We start from the raw sequence: 21,034 nt of genomic DNA, 5'->3' as shown, positions 1-21,034 counted from the left end.
CGACCATAAGCTCGTAGCTCTACTACTCCCTCCTCGTTACAGGTATTGCGATCAGCTACTTGGGATCGCATTTGCCAACAAGGAGGAATAATGATCAAGAAGGTCGTCGCTGCTGCGGCTGCCACTGGTGGTCTGGTTCTCGCGGGTGCGGGCCTGGCTGTCGCCGATGCGGGTGCTCAGGGTGCCGCTGTGCACTCCCCGGGCGTCATCTCCGGCAACGTCATCCAGGTGCCTGTTCACGTCCCGGTGAACGTCTGCGGCAACACGGTCTCCGTGATCGGGCTGCTGAACCCCGCCTTCGGCAACACCTGCATCAACAAGTGACGTTGTGCCTCACCCCATGAGGGTCTGAGCCCGTCGGCCCCGGAGTGCGCGCCATGCGCTCCGGGGCCGACCGGCTTTCGGCGCACGCACTGGACGGATGCGTGCGCGTTCCGGATGGTCCAAGCCAAGGGCTAAGGCAGGGAATTCAGTTATGCGACAGGTCACCCGCAAGGGCCTGATGACCGTGGCGGCCGCGACCGGCGTACTCGCCGCGACCGGCGGCTACGCACACGCCGACTCGGGTGCGAACGGTTCCAGTTCGGACTCGCCCGGCGTGCTGTCGGGCAACACGGTGCAGGCGCCGGTGCACGCGCCGGTCAACGTCTGTGGCAACACCGTGAACGTCGTCGGGGTGCTCAACCCGGCGATGGGCAACACGTGCGTCAACCACGGCGGCGGCAGCGGTTCCTCCGGGGGCGGCTACGGCGACGGAGGCTCCCACTCCGGCGGTGGTGCGCAGGCCGGCGGGCACGCCAGTGACTCGCCGGGTGTCGGCTCCGGCAATCATGTGCAGGCGCCGATCGACGTGCCGGTCAACGTCTGCGGCAACAGCGTGAACGTGGTCGGCGTCGGCAACGCGGCGGCGGGCAACGACTGCGCCAACGGGACGGGCGGCGGTCACTCCACCACTCCGCCCGGCGGCGGTCACGAGACGCCGCCTCCGGGTAACCCCGGAGAGCCGGGTCACCCCGGGCAGCCGGGCCACCCCGGGCACCCGGGTCAGCCGGGCAACCCGGGCACTCCGGGTCACCCCGGGCAGCCGGGCCAGCCGTCCACCCCGGGAGGCAAGCACCCGGGCGGCTCCTCGCACGCCAACCACCCGGGGACGCAGTCCGTCACCCAGCCCAAGGGCGCCGCGCAGCTCGCCCACACCGGCAGTGACCTGCCGCTCGGTGTGGTCGTGCCCGCCGGTGCGGGGGCGCTGCTGGCCGGTGCCCTGCTCTACCGCAAGGCACGATCGGCGGCATAAACCGGCACGAACATGAGCACAACGTCACGCATGTCCCCTGTGACGTGAAGAACGGAGCGGGCCCCGCCACTGCGGGGCCCGCTCCGTTTCAGCGGCCTGTCGTCACCACGTGGCGCGCACCTGGCGGATGATCCGTCGGCGCAACCGCACCCTGCGGCTGCCGTCGCGCAGCAGGCTCAGGCGGTCCAACTCCCAGTGTCCGTACTCGGCATGGTCCGTCAGCAGACGTGTCGTCTCCTTGCGGGAGACCCCGCGAGGTACGTACACGTCGACAAATTCGTATTCCGGCATCGCATCTATTGTGCGGGCAGAGGCCGTGTACGGATAGCGTCTGCACTATGTCTGATGCTGTGCAGCCCACCGCTGCCGAGGTACGCGCCGCCGCCGAGGCGGTCAAGACCGCTCTCGACCGCCACCTGGCCGCGGTCGAGCGCAGGACGGGCGAAGACGACCCGGCCGTCTACGAGGCGTTCAACGAGCTGGCCGCCGCGGCCGAGGAGTACGACGAGCTCCTCTACGACCGCTACGACGAGGTCACACCCTTCGAGATCCCCGGTACCGACGACACCCTGCCGCCGTACACGGGCCCCGAGGAGCCGAATGCGCTCAGTGTGCTGATCCGCCGGGACTACGCGGTGGTGGAGCCACAGCGACTGCTGGCGCAGGCCCAGCGCGTGGAGGCCGTGGAGGAGGACGGGGCGACCGCCACCGCGGGCTTCGACGCGGCGTCCGGCACGATCCACGGTGCGCTCGGGGTCCTGTTCGGCGAGTTCGAACCGGACGAGATCGCCTCCCGGCACAAGGAGTTCGGCCTGGAGGAGGCGGACTCCACCCTGTGGGTGACCGCATCGGACGATCCGGCCGAGCCCGGCGAATGGCTGGAGATCCCGTTCGAATCGATCGATCCGCAGCGCGTGGTCTGCCGCTTCGACGTCAGCGCCGTCTTCGACGACGAGGCGGAGGACGACCTGGAGGACGGTCTCGGCTCCGACGGGGATCTTGAGCCATTGGACGCGGACCACTGAGCACGGTGGATCACTGAGGGCGTACGTACGGGGGTGGCGGTCACCGGGGTTCGGTGGCCGCCACCTCTGCGTGCACGGAGCGGGGCGCCGGGTGCCGGAGAAGGTCAGCCCGAGGCCGGTGCCTGCGCCTTGAGCAGGGCCGGCAGGCGCGTGGTGCGCGGCTTCTGCGGGACCTCCGCCACCGCCCGCTGAAGGGCCTGCTCCACCCCGTGCACCACCGACAGATGACGCTCGGCGCGGCCGAAGGCCGTGTACACCCAGGGCCTGGTCAGGGACTGCGCGGCGTCACCGGGGAGCACCACGACCGCGGCGGGCCAGCGCATGCCCACCGCCTGGTGAGCCGTGAGCGCCCAGCCGTGCCGCACGGACTGCTCCACCCCTTCCTTCGGTACGACGACGGGCAGACCCGCGCACTCCAGGTGCAGCCCGTCGGCGTCGGCCTTCACCACATGTCCCGGCACCGAACGGCCCGGCGCGGGGGAGTACGCGATCCGGTCGCCCGGGTCGAAGCCGCCGAAACGGCCGGGGCCGGGGTTCAGCCGCTCCTTGAGGGCGGCGTTCAGCGCGCGCGTGCCGACCGCGCCGCCGTGCCCCGGCGTGATCACCTGGGTCTGCTCCGCCGGGATGCCGATCGCGCGCGGCACGGAGTCCGCGACCAGCTGCACGGTCCGGTGCACCGCCTCGCCGGCGTCCCGCACCGGGACGATCACGACCTCCTTGCCGGGCGCCTCGACCTGGTTCAGCTCGCCGATACCGACCCCGGAGACCAGCTCGCCGATCGGCCCGGGGTCCGGCGTCCGCGAGGCCACCTGCGGGCACACCCGGGCGGCGAGCAGGTCGGCGAAGACCTTCCCCGGGCCCGCCGACCACAGCACCCCCGGGTCCCCGCTCAACACCAGCCGCGCGCCGTCCGGCAGCGACTCGGCGAGCACGGCCGCCGTCTCGACGTCGAGCTGCGGCGCGTCGAGGACGACGAGGAGATCGAGGTCGAAGGCGCCGTCCGCGTCCCGGCCCGGCCCCTCGGCGCCGGACAGGAGCCCCGCGACGGTGACGACACCGGTGCCCGTGCCGTCTGCGGCGCCGTCCGGCAGGTCGTACTGGGCGATCTGGACCGTGAAGCGGTCGCGGCCGCCCGCGGTGTGGGTGGCGGCCCAGCCGCGCAGGCCGAGACCGCGCGCGGCGTACAGCAGCGCCGCCGCTTCGGTCTGGGACGCGTCCCCGCCCGTGTGCAGGACCAGGCCGTGGCCCGCGACCGCGCGGATCAGCTCCGCGGTGGAGCGGCCGGCCGCGGCGGCGGCCTGCTCCCAGTCGGCGGCCGAACCGTCCTCCTTCGGCACGGAGTTCATCACCCGGGCCAGTCCGTCGGCGAGGCTCTCCTCGGCCAGCGCGTACCGCTCCAGGCCCACCAGGACGCGGACCGGGCGCTCCTCGGCCTCCTCGGATTCCTCCTCCTGCGCGGCGGGGGCCGGCGCCGTGTCGAGCGCGTCCTGGAAGACCAGGGCCTCGCCCTCCGCGAGGGCGCTCTGCACGGCCGCGTCGGCATCCGGCACCGAGCGCTGGGAGAGCGCGGCGGTGAGCGCCGGGGCGTCGAGGGCGGTGTGTCCGGCGAGGGCCGCCTGCTCCAGGAGCCAGATGGTGAGCGCCCGGCCGCGCCGCTCGTCGTCGGGGCCGCACTCCGCGCCGAGCAGCGCGCGGGCGAACCCGTCGGCCTGCTCGGGCCGCACCCCCGCGACCCGCAGCAACTGCCAGGGGTCCTCGCGCAGTTGCTCGTCGGCGCCCTCGCCCAGGGCCGCGACGGCCTGCGGCGCGAGAGCGTCGGGGGCGCCGCCCTCGGTCAGTACCGCGCGTACGGCTCCGACGGTCTCGGGTGCGGCGGCCGACGGGGCGGGGGCCGGGGCGGCCATGGGCTGCGGGCGCCGCGCGGGCTCCTGCGTGACCCTGCGTGGCGCGGGCTCGGGCTCGCGGAACGCGGTGGCCACGGGCTTCTCGCCGCTCTCCACGGCCCGCACCGCCGCGAGCAGATCCGCGGCCTTCCCAGTGAGCTTGGCCCCGGCCTCGACCGGCCCCTGCTTCTCGGCCTTCCGCCGCTCGATCCGCTCCCGCTCCAGGCGCTGGGCCGCCAGCTCGGCCTCGGCCTCGGACAGCTTCTTGGCGCCTTCGGAGCCTTCCGCTTCCGTGTCCCCGCTCGCGGAGGACGCTTCCGCGTCCCCGCCTTCGGAGGACGCGTCCGCGTCGCCCTCGGCCGCGTCGGCGTCGTCGCCCGCGGTCTCCGGGGCGTCGGCGGCCATGTCCGCGCCCGTCGCCCCCGGCTCCGCTTCCTCCGTGGTCTCCGGCTCCGTGGTCACAGCGTGCTCCAGTCGTGATCGGGATAGTGGTGCACCGGTGCCGACACGTCGTCGAGCGCCCGGCAGATCTCGTCAGGAAGACTAAGGGTCTCCACTGACAACGCGGCCGTGAGCTGCTGCGCGTTGCGCGCGCCGACGATCGGGGCGGCGACGCCGGGCCGGTCGCGGACCCAGGCGAGAGCCACCTGGAGCGCCGTCACGGCGAGACCGTCCGCCGCGGTCGTCACCGCGTCCACGATGCTGCTCGCCGTCTCGTCCAGGTACGGCGCGACGAACGGCGCGAGGTGCTCCGATCCGCCCCGGGAGTCGGACGGCACCCCACCCCGGTACTTGCCCGTGAGCACGCCCCGCCCGAGCGGTGAGGAAGGGAGCAGGCCGACGCCCAGGTCGAGGGCGGCGGGCAGCACCTCCCGCTCGACGCCGCGCTGGAGGAGGGAGTACTCCATCTGCGTACTGGCCAGGCGGGTGCGCACGCCCGGCGCCGCGAGCTGCCAGGTCGCCGCCTTGGCGAGCTGCCAGCCGCAGAAGTTGGACACGCCCGCGTAGCGCGCGCGACCGCTGCTGACCGCGAGGTCGAGCGCCTGGAGGGTCTCGTCCAGCGGTGTGGCCGGGTCGAAGGCGTGGATGTGCCACACGTCCACGTAGTCCGTGCCCAGGCGCGCGAGAGAGGCGTCGAGGGCGGACAGCAGATGGCCGCGCGAGCCGTCGAAGCGGCGGTCCGGGTCGGGAACGCTCCCCGCCTTCGTCGAGATGACCAGGTCCCGGCGCGGCACGAGCCCTTCTATGAGGCGTCCGAGCAGATACTCGGCGTCCCCGTCGCCGTACACGTCCGCGGTGTCGACGAGGGTCCCGCCCGCTTCCCAGAACACCTTCAAGAGGTCCGCGGCGTCATGCTCGCCGGTGTCCCGCCCCCAGGTGAGGGTGCCGAGTCCGATCCGGGACACACGCAGGCCGGTACGGCCGAGATGCCTCTGCTCCATGGACGCCGAGATTACTGGCCAGAACTCAATACGTGGGGTGCCTGTGGACAACCGGGATCAGGGCTCTGTGGGCGACCCGGACCGGCCATGCCCGAGCCCGTCCCTGCCGCCATGCCCACCAGCGCGCTAGGGTCTCCGGAACAAGGGACGTTACTGATCGGTAAGGGGATCGGCCATGCAGCTCGGCATCAACCTCGGCTACTGGGGCGCCGGAATGGACGCGGACAATCTCGCCGTCGCCCAGGAGGCCGACCGGCTCGGATACGCCGTCTGCTGGGCCGCCGAGGCCTACGGCTCCGACGCGGCGACCGTGCTCAGCTGGGTCGCCGCCCAGACCGAGCGCATCGACGTCGGCTCGGCCATCTTCCAGATCCCGGCCCGCCAGCCCGCGATGACCGCGATGACCGCCGCGACCCTGGACTCGCTGTCGGGCGGCCGCTTCCGCCTCGGCCTCGGTGTCTCCGGGCCGCAGGTCTCCGAGGGCTGGTACGGCGTCAAGTTCGACAAGCCGCTGGCGCGCACCCGCGAGTACGTGGAGATCGTACGGAAGGCGATGACGCGCGAGCGCCTGTCGTTCGAGGGCGAGCACTGGACCCTGCCGCTGCCGGGTGGCCCGGGCAAGCCGCTCAAGCTGACCGTGCACCCCGAGCGCGAGCACATCCCGCTGTACATCGCCGCGATCGGCCCCAAGAACCTTGAGCAGACCGGCGAGATCGCCGACGGCGCGCTGCTGATCTTCCCCTCCGCCGACCACCTGGAGGACACCGCGATCACGTATCTGCGCGCGGGCCGCGAGAAGGCGGGCAAGACGATGGAGGGCTTCGACGTCTGCCCGACGCTGCCGCTCGCCGTGGGTGAGGACAAGGACGTGACCGCGCTGGCCGACATGTTCCGCCCGTACACCGCGCTGTACGTCGGCGGCATGGGCAGCCCCAAGCAGAACTTCTACAACCAGCTCGCCCAGCGCATGGGGTACGAGAAGGAAGCCGCCGAGATCCAGGGCAAGTACCTGTCCGGCGACAAGACGGGTGCGGCCGCCGCCATTCCGCACACCCTGATCGACCAGACCACGCTGCTCGGCTCCGTCGACCGCATCGCCGACCGGATGCAGGCGTACGCCGCGGCCGGGGTCACCACGCTCTCACTGGCCCCCGCGGGCTTCACCCTGGACGACCGGATCGCCTCGCTCCGGGCCGGTTTCGAGGCCCTGGAGCGGGCCGGGCTCGCGTAGCGCGATACAGCAGGCCGGAGGAGAGGTTCTGCGGCCGTGGTGGGGGCTCGGGGGGTCTTCCCCGCCACGGCCGTCACGGAGAACAACGCGCCCGCGTCCCCTTGGTTACGCGCCTGGGCCTCCCTCGTCATCCGTCGTTTGGCGGATTTGTCCGACACATCGGTTGCCGCGCTCCTGGCATCCCATTTGACTCGTTTTCTGCGCAACCCTGCAGAGAGGTGTCAGCGAGATGCTTTCGGCCAAAAGTCTGTTTCAGGAGATCCTCGACCACGACGAGTCGTTCCGGCTCTTCTGTTCCATCGCCGCCAGCGGGGAATCGCAGGGGGGCTGGGAGAACGCCCGCATCGCCGCGCTCGTCCCGCCCGGCGAGCGCGAACTCGCACCCAAGATCGCCCGGCACGGCGCCGACGAGGACAAACACGGGCGGATCTTCAACGCCCTCATGAAGAAGCGCGGCCTCCAGCCCGTCGAGGTGCCGTCCGACACCGACTACACCATGCTCCTGGAGCGGCACGGCATCGGCCTCGCGCACGAGAAGCTCAAGAGCGACCAGCCCCTCACCGCGCGGGACATCGTCACGTATCTCGCCCACAGCCGGGTCACCGAGCAGCGCGCCTCCGAGCAGATGGAGCTGCTGCGCAAGCACTTCGCGGACGACCCCGACATCGGCCGCGCGGTGAAGATGATCTCCAGCGACGAGGACAACCACCTCGCCTACTGCCACGAGGAACTTCTGCGTCTCGCGCACGCCGGACACGGCCGCGCCATCCAGGAGGCGCTGCGCGAGTGCGCGCTGGCCGAGATCCGCGTCTACCGGGACGTCAGCCTCGCCGTCATGGCCCACATGGGGCGCATCCTCGGCTGGTCCAGGGCCAAGGGGGCCACGCTCACCGTGGGCATCCACGCCGTCTACGTCTACGAGCGGGCCGTGGGCTGGCGCCGGATGGTCTCCCTGAGGATGCCCGAGCGGCGTGACGCGCTCGGCGGCCCCGTGGCGGCACCCGAGTTCGCGTAAGCCGCCGTCACGCGCGCGTGAAGCCTGATCGCCCCGGACCGACCCGCACGGCCACCCCCGCCGCTCGAAGCCCGATCACAGCCACCCCCGCCGTTTGAACTGCCGGTACAGCAGGATCTCCAGCGCGACCATCGCCAGCACCACCGCCGGATACGACCAGAACCAGTGCAGCTCGGGCATGTGGTCGAAGTTCATGCCGTAGATTCCCGCGATCATCGTGGGGATCGCGGCCATGGCCGCCCATGCGGAGATCTTTCGCATGTCGTCGTTCTGGCGCACGCTCATCTGCGCGAGATGCGCCGAGAGGATGTCCGAGACCAGCCGGTCCAGGCCCTCCACGGACTCGTTCACCCGCATCAGATGGTCGTTGACATCGCGGAAGAAAGGCTGCGCCTTGTCGTTCACGAAGGGCGCGCCCGCCCCGGACAGCCGGGTCAGCGGTACCGCCAAGGGGACCGAGGCCCTGCGGAACTCCAGGACCTGCCGCTTGAACGTGTAGATCCTGGACGCGGTGTTCCGCGAACCGCCGACAGTCGGGGAGAAGACCTCCGCCTCCAGCTCCTCCAGGTCGGTCCCCAGCTCGGTCGCCACTTCCAGGTAGTGGTCGACCGTGGCGTCGGCGATCGAGTAGAGCGCCATGGTCGGCCCGTGCCGGAGCAGGTCGGGCTCCGCCTCCAGACGCAGCCGTACGGCCGCCAGGGGCGAGCCCTCGCCGTGCCGGACGGTCACCACGAAGGAGTCCCCGATGAAGACCATGACCTCGCCGGTGGAGACGACGTCGCTGTCGGGCTCGTAGCTGACCGGCTTGAGGACCATGAACAGCGAGTCGTCGTACACCTCCAGCTTGGGCCGCTGGTGCGCCTTCAGGGCGTCCTCGACCGCCAGCGGGTGCAGCCCGAACTCCTCGGTGACGAGGTCGAACTCCTTCTCCGTCGGCTCGTGCAGCCCGATCCAGATGAACGCGTCGCCCGCGGCACGCGCCTGCGCCAGGGCGTCGGAGAGATCGTCGGGGCCCTCAGTTCGGTGCCCGGCACGGTAGATGGCGCAGTCGACGATCACGGAGCGTATTCTTCCGCCGCTCGGGCACGGGCGCACTCCGGCCGCCGTTGTCCACAGGCCCCGGCCTGTCCCCGAGGCGCCCGTTTACGCTGGGCCGCATGCCCACCCTGATCCTCGTCCGGCACGGACGTTCCACCGCCAACACCGCGGGACTGCTCGCCGGCTGGACGCCCGGCGTCGCCCTCGACGAGCGCGGCGCCCAGCAGGCCGCCGCCCTGCCCGGGCGGCTCGCCGGGCTGCCGATCTCCGAGGTCGTCACCAGCCCTCTGCAGCGCTGCCAGGAGACCGTCCAGCCGCTGCTCGACGCCCGGCCCGAGCTGCGGGCGCACACCGACGAGCGCATCGGGGAGGCGCACTACGGCGACTGGTCCGGCCGCAAGCTCGCCGAGCTGAGGGACGAGCCGCTGATGGAGGTCGTACAGGTGCATCCGTCCGCGGCCGCGTTCCCCGGCGGCGAGTCGATGCGCGCCATGCAGACACGGGCCGCCGAGGCGGTGCGCGAGTGGAACGAGCGCGTGGAGCGCGATCACGGCGGTGACGCCGTGTACCTCATGTGCTCGCACGGCGACATCATCAAGTCCCTCGTCGCGGACGCACTCGGACTTCACCTCGACCTCTTCCAGCGGATCTCTGTTGAACCGTGTTCGATCACCGCGATCCGTTACACACGGATGAGGCCGTTTCTCGTGCGCCTCGGGGACACCGGCGATTTCGCGTCCCTGGCGCCGCGCGAGGAACCCCCGAGCGGTGACGCCCCGGTCGGGGGCGGCGCGGGCGCACCGTGATCGTCGGCCGCAGTAGGGTGAAGCGGTCGAAGCAGCGCAGTAGTTGTCAGCAAGTTCTCAGCAGCCGATGAGGACCGGCGCGGTCAGCCGGTTCTCATGCCGATTCAATGGAGACAGGACGTGTCCCGTCAGGTGTTCCTCTACGACCCCCCGGACCGCTTCGTGGCCGGTACGGTCGGGTTGCCCGGGCGTCGTACCTTCTTCCTGCAGGCCTCCTCAGGACCCCGGGTAACCAGTGTGGCCCTGGAGAAGACCCAGGTCGCCGCGCTCGCCGAACGCATGGACGAGCTCCTCGACGAGGTCGTACGGCGCACCGGCGGCAGCGCGCCCGTCCCGGCCATGGCCCCGACCGAGGTGTCCGACACCGCCCCCCTCGACACCCCCGTCGAGGAGGAGTTCCGGGTCGGCACCATGGCGCTGGCCTGGGACGGTGACGAGCAGCGCATGATCGTCGAGGCGCAGGCCCTCGTGGAGCTCGACGCGGAGTCCGAGGAGGATCTCGCCGAGGCCGAGGAGAAGCTGCTCCAGGACGAGGAGAACGGCCCGCCGATGCTCCGGGTCCGGCTCACCGGCGCGCAGGCCCGGGCCTTCGCCAAACGCGCCCTCGACGTCGTCAACGCCGGCCGGCCCCCGTGCCCGCTGTGCAGCCTCCCGCTCGACCCGGAAGGACACGTATGTCCGCGCCAGAACGGATACCGCCGCGGAGCGTGACCACGGCAGAGCTGCTCGCCCAGGGCGAGCTCAAGGTGCGCGGACGGATCCGTGAGGCCTCGAACGCGGTGCTGTACTGCTCCGTGTCGTACGACGGCCGGGACGCGTTCTGCGTCTACAAGCCCATCGCCGGCGAGCGGCCCCTGTGGGACTTCCCGGACGGCAACCTGGCGCAGCGCGAGGTCGCCGCGTACGAGGTCTCCGAGGCGACCGGATGGGGGCTCGTGCCGCCCACCGTGCTGCGCGACGGGCCGTACGGCGAGGGCATGTGCCAGCTCTGGATCGAGGCGTCGGCCGAGGACGGCGGGGCCGAGCTGCTCGCCCTGGTGGACCGCGAGGAGCCCGAGGAGGGCTGGAAGGCCATCGGCTTCGCCGAGGTCGGAGAAGGGAAGACGGCGCTGCTGGTGCACGCCGACGACACCCGGCTGCGACGGCTCGCCGTCCTCGACGCCGTGATCAACAACGCCGACCGCAAGGGCGGCCATCTGCTGCCCTCCGGCGAGGGCCGGCTGTACGGCATCGACCACGGGGTCACCTTCAACGCCGAGAACAAGCTGCGCACGCTGCTGTGGGGCTGGGCGGGGGAGTCACTGACCACGGAGGCGGTCGACGTCCTCACCTCCCTGCGCGACGGCCTGGCGCCGGGCGCACCGCTCGCCACCCGGCTGGCCGAACTGATCACCGCCGCCGAGATCGACGCCACACGCGCGCGTGTCGACGCGATGCTCACCTCGGGGAAGCACCCGGAGCCGAGCGGGGAGTGGCCGGCGATTCCCTGGCCACCGGTATGAGCCGACCCGGCGCCCCGACAGGGGCGCCGGGAACTGTGCGATCAACCACAGCGAACCCGCGGTTGCCGAAGCACAGAGCGCCCCGAGCTCTCAGGCACCGGCCCCCAGGGCTCGCCTGCACACCACTCGGCCCCGCGCAAGGGTGTGTTCCCGGCCACCAGGAGCTGGCCGGTTCGTATACGGAACTTCCGTCCGGTTAGGCTCATGACATGCATGCCTGGCCCGCTTCTGAGGTCCCCGCCCTGCCTGGTGAGGGCCGCGACCTCCGGATCCACGACACCGCGACCGGTGGGCTCGTACGTCTTGACCCCGGTCCCGTCGCCCGTATCTATGTGTGCGGCATCACGCCGTACGACGCGACCCACATGGGGCACGCGGCGACCTACAACGCGTTCGACCTCGTTCAGCGCGTGTGGCTCGACACCAAGCGGCAGGTTCACTACGTCCAGAACGTGACCGACGTCGACGACCCGCTCCTGGAGCGGGCGGAGCGCGACGGCGTCGACTGGGTGGGACTCGCCGAGAAGGAGACCGCCCTCTTCCGTGAGGACATGACCGCCCTGCGGATGCTGCCGCCGCAGCACTACATCGGCGCCGTCGAGGCGATACCCGGGATCGTCCCGCTCGTCGAGCGGCTGCGGGACGCGGGCGCGGCGTACGAGCTCGAAGGGGATGTGTACTTCTCCGTCGAGTCCGACCCGCACTTCGGGCAGGTGTCCAACCTGGACGCTGCCGCGATGCGCCTGCTGTCCGCCGAGCGGGGCGGTGACCCGGACCGTCCGGGCAAGAAGAACCCGCTCGACCCGATGCTCTGGATGGCCGCCCGTGAGGGCGAGCCGAGCTGGGACGGCGGCTCGCTGGGCCGCGGCCGGCCCGGCTGGCACATCGAGTGTGTCGCCATCGCCCTCGACCACCTGGGGATGGGCTTCGACGTCCAGGGCGGCGGCTCCGACCTCGCCTTCCCGCACCACGAGATGGGCGCCTCGCACGCCCAGGTGCTGACAGGTGAGTTCCCCATGGCCAAGGCGTACGTCCACGCCGGCATGGTGGCCCTCAACGGCGAGAAGATGTCGAAGTCCAAGGGCAACCTCGTCTTCGTCTCCGCGCTCCGGCGTGACGGGGTCGACCCGGCCGCCATACGGCTCGCGCTGCTCGCGCACCACTACCGGGCCGACTGGGAGTGGACGGACGCCGTCCTCGAAGACGCGGTCGCGCGCCTGGAGAACTGGCGGGCGGCGGTGTCACGGCCCGACGGGCCGTCCGCCGACGCGCTCGTCGCGGAGATCCGCGACGCCCTCGCGAACGACCTGGACGCGCCCGCGGCGCTCGCCGCGGTCGACCGCTGGGCCGCGCTCCAGCACGAACAGGGCGGTACGGACGAGGGCGCCCCCGGCGTCGTCTCGCGCGCCGTGGACGCCCTGCTCGGGGTGGCTCTCTAGCCGCACCCCTGTGACATCGGCCGGGCGCCGGGCGGGTTCTCACCCGCCCGGCGCCCTCTGTGCGTAGAGCTCTCCGCCGTTACTTGTTCACGATGACGGCCTGGATGGCGCCGCTGGCGGAGTCGAAGATCCCGATGACCTGCTGCCCGTAGGCGAAGGCCTCCTGGACCTCGTCATGCGTCACCTGGTTCGGGTTGACCAGGCCGTGCCACACGTTGTTGATGAGCAGGTAGAGAATCGACGGCTGGCCCGGGAGCGGCGTGACGACGTCCCAGAAGCGCGTGGCCACACCACTCACCAGCGCCTGCGTCTCGACGGCGCTCGACAGGACCAGCGGCTGCCCCAGCTGCTGTTGCTGCCCACCGAGCTGCTGGAGCAGCTGCTGGAAGGGCTGCTGCTGGCCGAGCTGCTGGAGCTGCTGCTGGAGGTGCTGCGGAATGTGCTGCTGCGGGATCTGCTGCTGAGCGATGCCCTGCTGGCCGAACGGCTGCTGCATCTGCTGACCGAAGGGCTGCTGCTGGCCCATGCCCTGCTGCTGCCCGAACTGCTGAGGGGGCGCGGTGCTCGGGCCCTGCTGGCCCTGCTGCTGGCCCTGCTGGCTCATCTGCGGGATCGTGCTCATGCGGGTGCCACCTTCCATCAATGGTTGGTTGCGTTCCGTCGGTCCATGACGAACAGGTCCTCAGCCCGTGACCACCAGGCCGACGATCTCGTCGTCCGAGAACCAGACACGTACGTCGGGCCGTCCCCCGGCGAAGGCGGTGTGCACCGCCTGGCGGATCTCGGGGGACGGGGTGTTGAGGTTGCGCCATGCCCCGGACACGTACAGCCGGAGCCTGGGCGGGAGTTCACGCGGATACGGCAGCAGCTCGTCCCAGTACCGCTCGGCCTGGCCCGAGCCGACCGCCTCCGGCAGCAGATGGGTGACCGCCGCCTTGATGTCCGGCCGGTTGCCGATCCGCTGGGAGGCGGGCCGGCCCGGCGCGTCCTGCTGCGGCGAGCCCGTGGCCCGCAGCACCGCGCGCGCACGCTCCGGGGACATCGGTTCCTGCCCTGCCGCCCTGAGCATGCCTTGCAAGGCGGCCAGGGCGCCGACCACCACCGGGGAGGCGGAGGAGGTCCCGGAGAACGTGTCCGTGTACCAGCCGATCTCCTCGGCGCCGCCCTGCAAGTCGCCGGGCCGGTCCCAGAAGCCGCCGGTGGTCGTGACCTCGCGTCCCCAGCCCTGCGCGTCCACGCGTGCCCCGTAGTTGGAGAACGCGAGCCGTGAGCGGTCCGGGCCGTGGTCGCGGCCGTGCGTGCCGGGCGGCGGTGCGCCCGCGCCGACCAGGACCGCGCCGGAGGACTGGTTGGAGGGGTTGAACGGGTTGCGCCACCACTCGGGGAACTCGGCCGGGCGGCGCTCGTACACCGCGTCGTCGAGCGACTCGGCGCCGTTGCCCGCGGCCGCCACGACGAGGACGCCCTTGGCGGTCGCGTACCGGATGGCCGCGAAGTTGTCCGGCCACCACTCGATCGCGATGTAGCCCTGCTGGTCGTCGCGCTGTTCGAAGTCGAACCGCGGCCCTGGAGCGTGCAGTTCGATCAGGAGGATGTCGCCGGGGCCGAGCCGGTCGGCCGCCGCGTGGATCGCCGCCGCCGAGCCGATGCCCTGGAAGGACGCGGCCGCGGTCACGGCGTCCGGCACGACACCGGTGATCCCGAACTCGCCCTGGTCGCCGCCGATCACCCCGATGACGGCGGTGCCGTGGTTGCGCCAGGCGAGGTCCGTCAGCGGGGTGCCGACGACCACGCCCGCGAGCTTCGCCGCCAGGTCCTCGTGCCCGAGCTGCCAGGCCCCCTCGACATCGATCACCGTGACGCCCTGGCCCGTACCGCCCGGCCGCTGCCAGGCCCAGTACGCGTCGATGCCCTCGGGCGCGGGGCGCAGATAGCCCTGGCGGCTGGTGAAGTCGGGGGTGACGGGCGCCCCTTCCTTCATGCGCCGGCTGTCGTCCGAACTCTGCCCGACCGAGCCCACCGAGGCGGGGACGGCGCCGGGCTTCACATACGCCGTGTCGATCTCCGGCAGTGCGGCGATCCGTGAGCGCAGCTCCTGGGCACGGCTCGCGACGCCGCGCACCCGGTAGAACAGCGCGAGGTCGGGCCCGCTCTCGGTGCCCGCCACCGCGGACTGCTGCTGCGACTGCTGGAGTCGCTCCTCGCTGCCGAACAGCGGTTCCAGGGCGAGCTGTTCGTCGCTGAGGAACATGTTGAGGGCCGATACGTCCGCGCCCACCGCCGAGCGGACGCCCTCGGCCCGGGCGCGCAGCCGGGCCTCGGGGCGTGCGACGACGATCAGCTCCTGCTCGGCTCCTCGGTAGGTGAATCCGGCTCCGTCGGGCCCCGGCCCGGACGTTCCCGGGCCCTGCGCCGGCTGTACCTGGTCGGTCATCGCGTACCGCTCCCTTCGATCCCTGCGGGTGCCGGTCCATGCGTGTGCTCTGCCGTGCCGTGTGGTGCTCCGTTGCGGGACGACGCGGTGCCATGTCCCGTCCCCGGGCCGCGCCTTCGGGGCACAACCTGGCACGCCCACGGCGACTCGTCCACCCCGCATTCGCCAACTTGGTTTGAAAACAAGTTGAATGGGGAAACCTGTGCAATCCGTCTTGAAACAGATGTCACGTATCAATCCGGCCAAAGGCTGCGGAGGCGTGTGTCATGTGATGGGGTGACAGCGGCTGTTGACCCCTTGGCCGGTGCGAACCGGCCCCTTGCGGAAGGACGCTCCATGCACCGTTCCTTCGCACGTCGAAGACTGCTCACCGCCACCGCCGCGCTCGGAGGAGCGGCCCTCCTCGGCGGCACCGCCCACGCGGCCGAGGAGCACCGGCCCGCCCGGTTCCCGCTCCCCGACGGCTTCCGGCCCGAAGGGATCACCATCGGCTCCGCCCCGTTCGCGTACTTCGGTTCTCTGGCGAACGGCGACATCTACCGCGTGAACCTGAACACCGGGCGCGGGGGAGTCATCAGCGAGGGCCTCGGCGCCGAACACCCCACCGTGGGCCTCAAGACCGACCGGCACGGCAGGCTCTTCCTCGCCGGCGGCGCCAGCGGCGAGCTGCGGACGGTCGACGCCCGCAGCGGAGAGATCGAGAAGGTGTACGCCGTCGGGGGCACCTTCGTGAACGACGTGATCCTCACACCGGACGCCGCCTGGTTCACGGACTCCTACCAGGCGAGGCTCTACCGGCTCGCGCTGGGCAGGCACGGCGAGCCCGGAGCCGTCACGGCCGTGCCGCTCACCGGTGACTGGGAGCAGGGCCCCGACTTCACCGCCAACGGTATCGAGCGCACGCCCGACGGCCGCGCGCTGCTCGTGGTGAACACGGTCGCGGGCGGCGGCACACTGATGCGGGTCGATCCCCGTACGGGGGCGGCCACCGTCGTGGACCTAGGCGCCTCCCGACTCCCCAATGGCGACGGTCTGTTGCTCGTGGGCCGCACCCTCTACGCCGTTCAGCAGGCACAGAACCTGATCGACGTCTTCCGTCTGAACGCCGCCGGCACCCAGGGCAAGGCGATCGCCCGGATCACCGACCCGCGCTTCAGGATCCCGACGACGGTCGCGGCCTGGGACGGCCGGCTGTATCTGCCGAACGCCCGCTTCGACGTCGAGCCGACGCCGGACACGGAGTACGACGTGGTGGCGGTGGACCAGGTCTGACGGGCCTGACGGGCCTGCGACGACTCAGGGGCGGTACGCATCCCGCGTACCGCCCCTGCTGGTTCAGTCCTCCGAGGAATCCTCGGAACCGGAACCGGAACCGGACTCGGAATCGGTCTCGGTCTCGGAACCGGCATCGGTCCCGGCGTCGGCCTCGGATCCCGCGTCGGCCTCGGATTCAGCGTCCGGCTCGGATCCGGTGTCCGTCTCGGGCCGCTGCGGCTTCGGCGGCCGGGTGCGGCCGCCGGGGCCGTCGCGGAGGTACGAGGCCGAGTCGCCGGTCTCCGTCGCGTGGCCCCCGGCCTGCGCCGCCGGACCGCTGCCGTCCCTGCGTCGCAGATAGCGTTCGAACTCGCGGGCGATCGCCTCGCCCGACGCCTCCGGCAGCTCGGCGGTGTCCCGGGCCTCCTCCAGCGTCTGCACGTACTCGGCGACCTCGCTGTCCTCGGCGGCCAGCTGGTCCACGCCCAGCTGCCAGGCCCGCGCGTCCTCGGGCAGCTCGCCCAGCGGAATGCGCAGGTCGATGAGGTCCTCCAGGCGGTTGAGGAGGGCCAGTGTCGCCTTCGGGTTGGGCGGCTGCGACACGTAGTGCGGTACGGCCGCCCACAGTGAAACGGCCGGTACGCCCGCGTGTGTGCACGCCTCCTGGAGGATGCCGACGATGCCCGTCGGGCCCTCGTACTTGGTCTCCTCCAGGTCCATGGTGCGGGCCAGGTCCGGATCGGACGTGACCCCGCTGACCGGCACCGGACGTGTGTGCGGGGTGTCACCGAGCAGCGCGCCCAGGATCACCACCAGCTCGACACCCAGCTCGTGCGCGAAGCCGAGGAGCTCGTTGCAGAACGAGCGCCACCGCATCGACGGCTCGATACCCCGGACCAGCACCAGGTCGCGCGGCTTCTCGCCGCCGACCCGGACCACCGACAGACGCGTGGTCGGCCAGGTGATCTTGCGTACGCCGCCGTCCAGCCACACGGTGGGGCGGTTCACCTGGAAGTCGTAGTAGTCCTCGGCGTCGAGCGCCGCGAACACCTCGCCCTTCCATTCCCTGTCGAGATGCGCGACCGCGGCGGAGGCAGCGTCGCCGGCGTCGTTCCAGCCTTCGAACGCGGCCACCATGACTGGGTCGATCAGCTCGGGAACCCCCTCCAGCTCGATCACCCAGCGCCTCCTTCCGACGTGCCCTCGCGTACGCCCCAACCTTACGGCGTTCCGAGGGGACCTCCGCAGCCCCCTTGCACGGGGGAGTGAACGGATCACTGCCCCGCCGACGCCACGGAAACACCCGTGATCGTCACCCTGAACCACGCCCAGTCATCCGAGCTGTCCGAGGAGGACTACGGCGCCCGGGTTCACCCACTCGTGTGGGGGTACGCCGATTCGGTGCCGGGCGGCGGACGGGTAGGGAACTCTTCGTCGGGTGAGCGGAGTTGACCCCAGGTCGGGTGTGCGGCGAGCCGGAATCGTCTATCTGGCCCTGCTCGGCGTCGGAACCGTGGGGGCGTGCCTGGTGGCCCCGCACCTGGACGACCCGGCATCCGTGTTCGCCGCGCTGCTGCCGACCGGGGCCGGTGCCTACCTCGCCTGGAGCGCCTACCGGGCCGACCGGATCGAGGCGGCCGCGGTGGAGGGCCCGGGCGCTGTCGCCGACCGGCTCGCCACCGCCGTACGCCATCAGTGGGAGGCCGAGGCGCGGGTACGGCGCCTGGAGGATCCGTATCCCCTGCCCGTGGCCTGGCGAACCGCCGGTACCGGGCTGGTCGAGGAGAGGGACCCGGATCCGTCCACCGGTGCGCCGGCGTCGTACGGGCTTGCCGGGCGGGGCGGTGAGATCGACGCGGTCTTCACCGAACGCGTCCCCACGCGGCGGCTGTTGGTGCTCGGCGACCCCGGTTCGGGCAAGACGCTGCTGCTCGTCCGGCTGGTGCTCGGGCTGATCGGGCGGCGGCAGGAGGGCGAGCCGGTGCCCGTGCTCTTCCCGCTCGCCTCCTGGGACCCGGCCGCCCAGGACCTGCGCGGCTGGATGGAGCGCAAGCTCGTGCAGGACCACGCGGAGCTGGGCGCCCCCGCGCCCGAGCGGTACGGGTGCGTCACCCGGGCCGGGATGCTGCTGGACCAGCGGCTGGTCCTCCCGGTGCTCGACGGGTTCGACGAACTCCCGGCCGCCGTGGGCGCCATGGCGTTGCACGGCATCAGCGAGGCGCTGCCGTACGGGTGCGGGCTGGTGCTGTCGAGCCGTCCCGCGGAGTACCGTGCCGCGCTCCGGCCGCGCACCGGGGTGCCCGCGAGGCTCAGCGGGATGGCGGGCATCCACCTCGAACCGCTCGGCGGCGAGGACGTCGCCCGCTATCTGCTCCGGGACGCGGGCGGCTCGGGCACCCCGGCCGCCGGGCGCTGGGACCCGGTCGTCGAGGTGCTGGGCGCGGACGCGCCCGCCGCGCGAGCTCTCACCAGCCCGCTGATGGTGTCCCTGGCCCGGTCCGTCTACAACCCGCGCCCGGGGGAGGGACACGCCGCTCTGCCGGACCCCGGTGAACTGCTGCGCTGCCCCACCCGGGCGGCGGTGGAGCACCATCTCTTCGAGGCGTTCGTCGGGGCGGCGTACCGGCCGCATGCACGCAGGCCCTGCCGATGGACGGCGGAGCAGGCCCGAACCGCCCTGCGGTATCTGGCGGTTCACATGGAGCGCGGGTTCGACGGGGCGGCCGAGGTCGCCTGGTGGAAGCTGCACGGAACCGTGCCGGGCGTGCTGCCGAGGGCGCTGGCCGGGGTGCTGCTCGGGGCTCTGGCATGGCTGGCGGAGGGGACGGTCCTGGAGGTCGTCCACCACTTCACCCACGATCCCGACTACGACCCGAGCTGGCCGTGGCGCGGCGGCCTCGGTGTGCTGGCCGGAGGGCTGTGCGGCGGGCTGGTGGGCGGTGTCGCGGCCGGGCTGGTCGTGTCCGTACTGGGTGCCGCCGCCGCCCCGTCCGCCGAACTGACCGACGTGCTGCTGCAACGGCTGGCGGACAGCGGCGCGGTGACCCTGATGGCGGTGATCTGCTGCGGGTTCGCGGTCGGGAGCCGGCCCGTCTTCCGCCGGCCGTCCGGCTGGGACCGGAGAGTGCTGCTGACCGGGGTCGTCACAGCGGGCCTGTGGATGGCCGCGTTCCACAACGCCTGCGGCACGCTCAGCACCGTGCTCTACACGCTGCTCGCCTGCACGATGGGCCTGGACGGCATGCCCGCGGACCCCGCCTGCCCGGTCGCCCGGGTCCGCTGGTCCATCGACCGCCGGGTCATCGCCCAGGGAGTGCTGGCCGGGACGCTGGTGGCCTCCGTCTACTTCATGGAGGGCGTCCTCACAGAGGTGCTCGGGGGTGAACCGGGCAGGTTCTACGTCGCCCCGGCCGAGCCGCTCGAAGCCGCCTGGGAGTCATGGCGGCAAGGGGCGCTGTTCGCGGTGGCCTGCATGCTCGTGCAGGGGCTGCGGACCGTTCCCGTGGATCTCGCGGGCTCGGTCGACGGGCGGGCGCTGCTGCGCAACGACCGGCGCACGATGGGCACATGCGTGCTCGCCGCGGTAGTGCTCGGTGCCGCCGTGTTCGGTGCGCAGGAGTGGTGCATGCTCACGTTCGTGGCACCGCGCCTGTGGCATCCGACGATCACCGACGACTACGTCTGGTGCTATGCCATCGGGATGATGCCCGCCCTGCTGATGGGCCTGGCCGCCGGGCTGCGGCAGACCGCCTGGGGCCGCTACGCCGTGGCCCGCTGGTACCTCGCCCTCCGTGCGAAACTGCCCCGCGACCTCATGGCCTTCCTCGCCGACGCCCATGAGCACCGGGGCGTACTTCGCCGGGTGGGCGCCGTCTACCAGTTCCGCCACATCGAACTGCAACACCATCTGGCGGACCCGGAACGGCAGTTCACAGGGTCGACCGCAGCCACTGTTCCACGCTCGCGATGTGCACCGTCGCCCACGACCGGGCCGCCTCCGCGTCACGGTCGCGCAGGGCGCTGAGGATCGCGCGGTGCTCGTGCAGGGTGCGGCTGACCGCGTCCTCCTGGGTCAGGCCGCGCCAGATGCGGGCCCGGGTGGTGGGCCCGGACAGGCCGTCGAGGAGGGAGCACAGCACCGAGTTGCCGGAGCTCTGCACGATGCCCCGGTGGAACTCCAGGTCGCAGCCGACGAGTTCCTCCACCGAGGGCGCGCCGCCGAGGGCGTCCAACTGGGCGGTCAGCGCGTCCAGTTGCTGCTCGCTGATGCGCGAGGCCGCCATCGCCGTGGCGGCGGGTTCCAGGATCCGGCGCACGGCGAGGAACTCGAGCACGGTGTCGTCGCGGTGGAAGTCGACGACGAAGCTCAGCGCCTCAAGGAGGAGTTGGGGATCCAGGCTGGTGACATACGTGCCGTCGCCCTGGCGTACGTCGAGGATGCGGATCAGGGAGAGCGCGCGCACCGCCTCCCGCAGGGAGTTGCGGGACAGCCCGAGTTCGGCGGCGAGCTCGCTCTCCTTGGGAAGCCGGTCGCCGGGACGCAGTGCGCCGGAGACGATCATTCCCTTGATCTTTTCGATCGCCTCGTCGGTGACTGCCATGGCGGGCCTCCCTGTCGTTCAGACATCCGATGTCTCACGCCATTATGGGGGTTCAGTGGGCTGAACGGGG

Annotated in this window: 19 protein-coding genes; 11 read left to right on the top strand and 8 right to left on the bottom strand. The window is 71.8% G+C overall.

Annotated elements, in window-relative coordinates; translation table 11 throughout:
- Nucleotides 1-90: 90 nt before the first annotated feature.
- Together chpH and OG975_RS09820 are read left to right on the top strand one after the other, a co-directional pair.
- Complete coding sequence (chpH, locus tag OG975_RS09825; protein ID WP_330303389.1) at nt 91-324, top strand: chaplin ChpH; 234 nt, start codon at nt 91-93, stop codon at nt 322-324.
- Nucleotides 325-475: 151 nt separating this feature from the next.
- Nucleotides 476-1,294: a chaplin family protein gene (locus tag OG975_RS09820; RefSeq protein ID WP_406328754.1), complete on the top strand. Its 819-nt coding sequence runs from the start codon at nt 476-478 to the stop codon at nt 1,292-1,294.
- 102 nt (nt 1,295-1,396) lie between these two features.
- Here the strand turns inward: OG975_RS09820 and OG975_RS09815 are convergent, their stop codons facing one another.
- Nucleotides 1,397-1,585 carry a DUF5703 family protein gene (locus OG975_RS09815; RefSeq protein WP_081223519.1) on the bottom strand — a complete coding sequence of 63 codons (189 nt, stop codon included), beginning with the start codon at nt 1,583-1,585 and terminating at the stop codon, nt 1,397-1,399.
- 47 nt (nt 1,586-1,632) lie between these two features.
- On the opposite strand from OG975_RS09815, the gene OG975_RS09810 reads away from it, so the two are divergent.
- Nucleotides 1,633-2,319 carry a hypothetical protein gene (locus OG975_RS09810; protein WP_406328753.1) on the top strand — a complete coding sequence of 229 codons (687 nt, stop codon included), beginning with the start codon at nt 1,633-1,635 and terminating at the stop codon, nt 2,317-2,319.
- Between the two features lie 104 nt (nt 2,320-2,423).
- Here OG975_RS09810 and OG975_RS09805 read toward each other — a convergent pair whose 3' ends face one another.
- Nucleotides 2,424-4,664 (bottom strand): helix-hairpin-helix domain-containing protein, encoded by a 2,241-nt coding sequence (locus OG975_RS09805; protein WP_406328752.1) that lies wholly within the window; start codon nt 4,662-4,664, stop codon nt 2,424-2,426.
- Nucleotides 4,661-5,644 carry an aldo/keto reductase gene (locus OG975_RS09800; RefSeq protein ID WP_406328751.1) on the bottom strand — a complete coding sequence of 328 codons (984 nt, stop codon included), beginning with the start codon at nt 5,642-5,644 and terminating at the stop codon, nt 4,661-4,663. Before OG975_RS09800 ends, OG975_RS09805 begins: the two co-directional genes overlap by 4 nt.
- A gap of 175 nt (nt 5,645-5,819) precedes the next feature.
- Here OG975_RS09800 and OG975_RS09795 point away from each other — a divergent pair, with 175 nt between their 5' ends.
- Together OG975_RS09795 and OG975_RS09790 are read left to right on the top strand one after the other, a co-directional pair.
- Nucleotides 5,820-6,875: an LLM class F420-dependent oxidoreductase gene (locus OG975_RS09795; protein ID WP_330303385.1), complete on the top strand. Its 1,056-nt coding sequence runs from the start codon at nt 5,820-5,822 to the stop codon at nt 6,873-6,875.
- Between the two features lie 229 nt (nt 6,876-7,104).
- A complete protein-coding gene (locus tag OG975_RS09790) occupies nt 7,105-7,890 on the top strand; it encodes a ferritin-like domain-containing protein (RefSeq protein ID WP_406328750.1) in 786 nt (261 codons plus the stop codon).
- Nucleotides 7,891-7,965: 75 nt separating this feature from the next.
- Here the strand turns inward: OG975_RS09790 and corA are convergent, their stop codons facing one another.
- On the bottom strand, nt 7,966-8,949 hold the full coding sequence (gene corA, locus OG975_RS09785) for a magnesium/cobalt transporter CorA (RefSeq protein WP_406328749.1): 984 nt from the start codon (nt 8,947-8,949) through the stop codon (nt 7,966-7,968).
- Nucleotides 8,950-9,047: 98 nt separating this feature from the next.
- Here corA and OG975_RS09780 point away from each other — a divergent pair, with 98 nt between their 5' ends.
- From OG975_RS09780 to mshC, 4 genes are all read left to right on the top strand, one after another.
- Nucleotides 9,048-9,734, top strand: a complete 687-nt coding sequence (locus OG975_RS09780) for a histidine phosphatase family protein (protein ID WP_406328748.1) — start codon at nt 9,048-9,050, stop codon at nt 9,732-9,734.
- 120 nt (nt 9,735-9,854) lie between these two features.
- A complete protein-coding gene (locus tag OG975_RS09775) occupies nt 9,855-10,445 on the top strand; it encodes a DUF3090 domain-containing protein (protein WP_369257027.1) in 591 nt (196 codons plus the stop codon).
- The gene (locus tag OG975_RS09770) at nt 10,409-11,236 is read left to right on the top strand and encodes an SCO1664 family protein (protein ID WP_406328747.1); all 828 of its coding nucleotides are present in this window, start codon (nt 10,409-10,411) and stop codon (nt 11,234-11,236) included. The genes OG975_RS09775 and OG975_RS09770 overlap by 37 nt, the downstream gene beginning before the upstream one ends.
- Before the next feature lie 209 nt (nt 11,237-11,445).
- On the top strand, nt 11,446-12,675 hold the full coding sequence (gene mshC / locus OG975_RS09765; RefSeq protein WP_381251081.1) for a cysteine--1-D-myo-inosityl 2-amino-2-deoxy-alpha-D-glucopyranoside ligase: 1,230 nt from the start codon (nt 11,446-11,448) through the stop codon (nt 12,673-12,675).
- A 79-nt stretch (nt 12,676-12,754) separates the two neighbouring features.
- Here mshC and OG975_RS09760 read toward each other — a convergent pair whose 3' ends face one another.
- Complete coding sequence (locus OG975_RS09760; protein ID WP_406328746.1) at nt 12,755-13,297, bottom strand: hypothetical protein; 543 nt, start codon at nt 13,295-13,297, stop codon at nt 12,755-12,757.
- Nucleotides 13,298-13,357: 60 nt separating this feature from the next.
- Nucleotides 13,358-15,109 carry a S8 family peptidase gene (locus OG975_RS09755; RefSeq protein ID WP_406328745.1) on the bottom strand — a complete coding sequence of 584 codons (1,752 nt, stop codon included), beginning with the start codon at nt 15,107-15,109 and terminating at the stop codon, nt 13,358-13,360.
- A gap of 336 nt (nt 15,110-15,445) precedes the next feature.
- Between OG975_RS09755 and OG975_RS09750 the strand changes: the two genes are divergently transcribed.
- Nucleotides 15,446-16,381, top strand: coding sequence for an SMP-30/gluconolactonase/LRE family protein (locus tag OG975_RS09750; RefSeq protein WP_406328744.1), 936 nt, complete (start codon nt 15,446-15,448; stop codon nt 16,379-16,381).
- Nucleotides 16,382-16,444: 63 nt separating this feature from the next.
- Here the strand turns inward: OG975_RS09750 and OG975_RS09745 are convergent, their stop codons facing one another.
- Entirely contained in the window at nt 16,445-17,542 is a 1,098-nt protein-coding gene (locus OG975_RS09745; protein WP_406328743.1) for a PAC2 family protein, read from the bottom strand.
- Nucleotides 17,543-17,801: 259 nt separating this feature from the next.
- Between OG975_RS09745 and OG975_RS09740 the strand changes: the two genes are divergently transcribed.
- Nucleotides 17,802-20,387 (top strand): NACHT domain-containing protein, encoded by a 2,586-nt coding sequence (locus OG975_RS09740; protein ID WP_406328742.1) that lies wholly within the window; start codon nt 17,802-17,804, stop codon nt 20,385-20,387.
- On the opposite strand, the gene OG975_RS09735 is transcribed toward OG975_RS09740, so the two are convergent.
- Nucleotides 20,293-20,964, bottom strand: coding sequence for a FadR/GntR family transcriptional regulator (locus OG975_RS09735; protein WP_330303373.1), 672 nt, complete (start codon nt 20,962-20,964; stop codon nt 20,293-20,295). The two genes, OG975_RS09740 and OG975_RS09735, sit on opposite strands and share 95 nt — an antisense overlap.
- Nucleotides 20,965-21,034 lie beyond the last annotated feature (70 nt).

Origin of the sequence: Streptomyces sp. NBC_00203 (assembly GCF_045206325.1) — a bacterium.
Taxonomy (GTDB): Bacteria; Actinomycetota; Actinomycetes; order Streptomycetales; family Streptomycetaceae; genus Streptomyces; species Streptomyces lutosisoli.
Note: the sequence above shows the minus strand (reverse complement) of the source record. Positions and strands in the feature narration are given on the sequence as shown.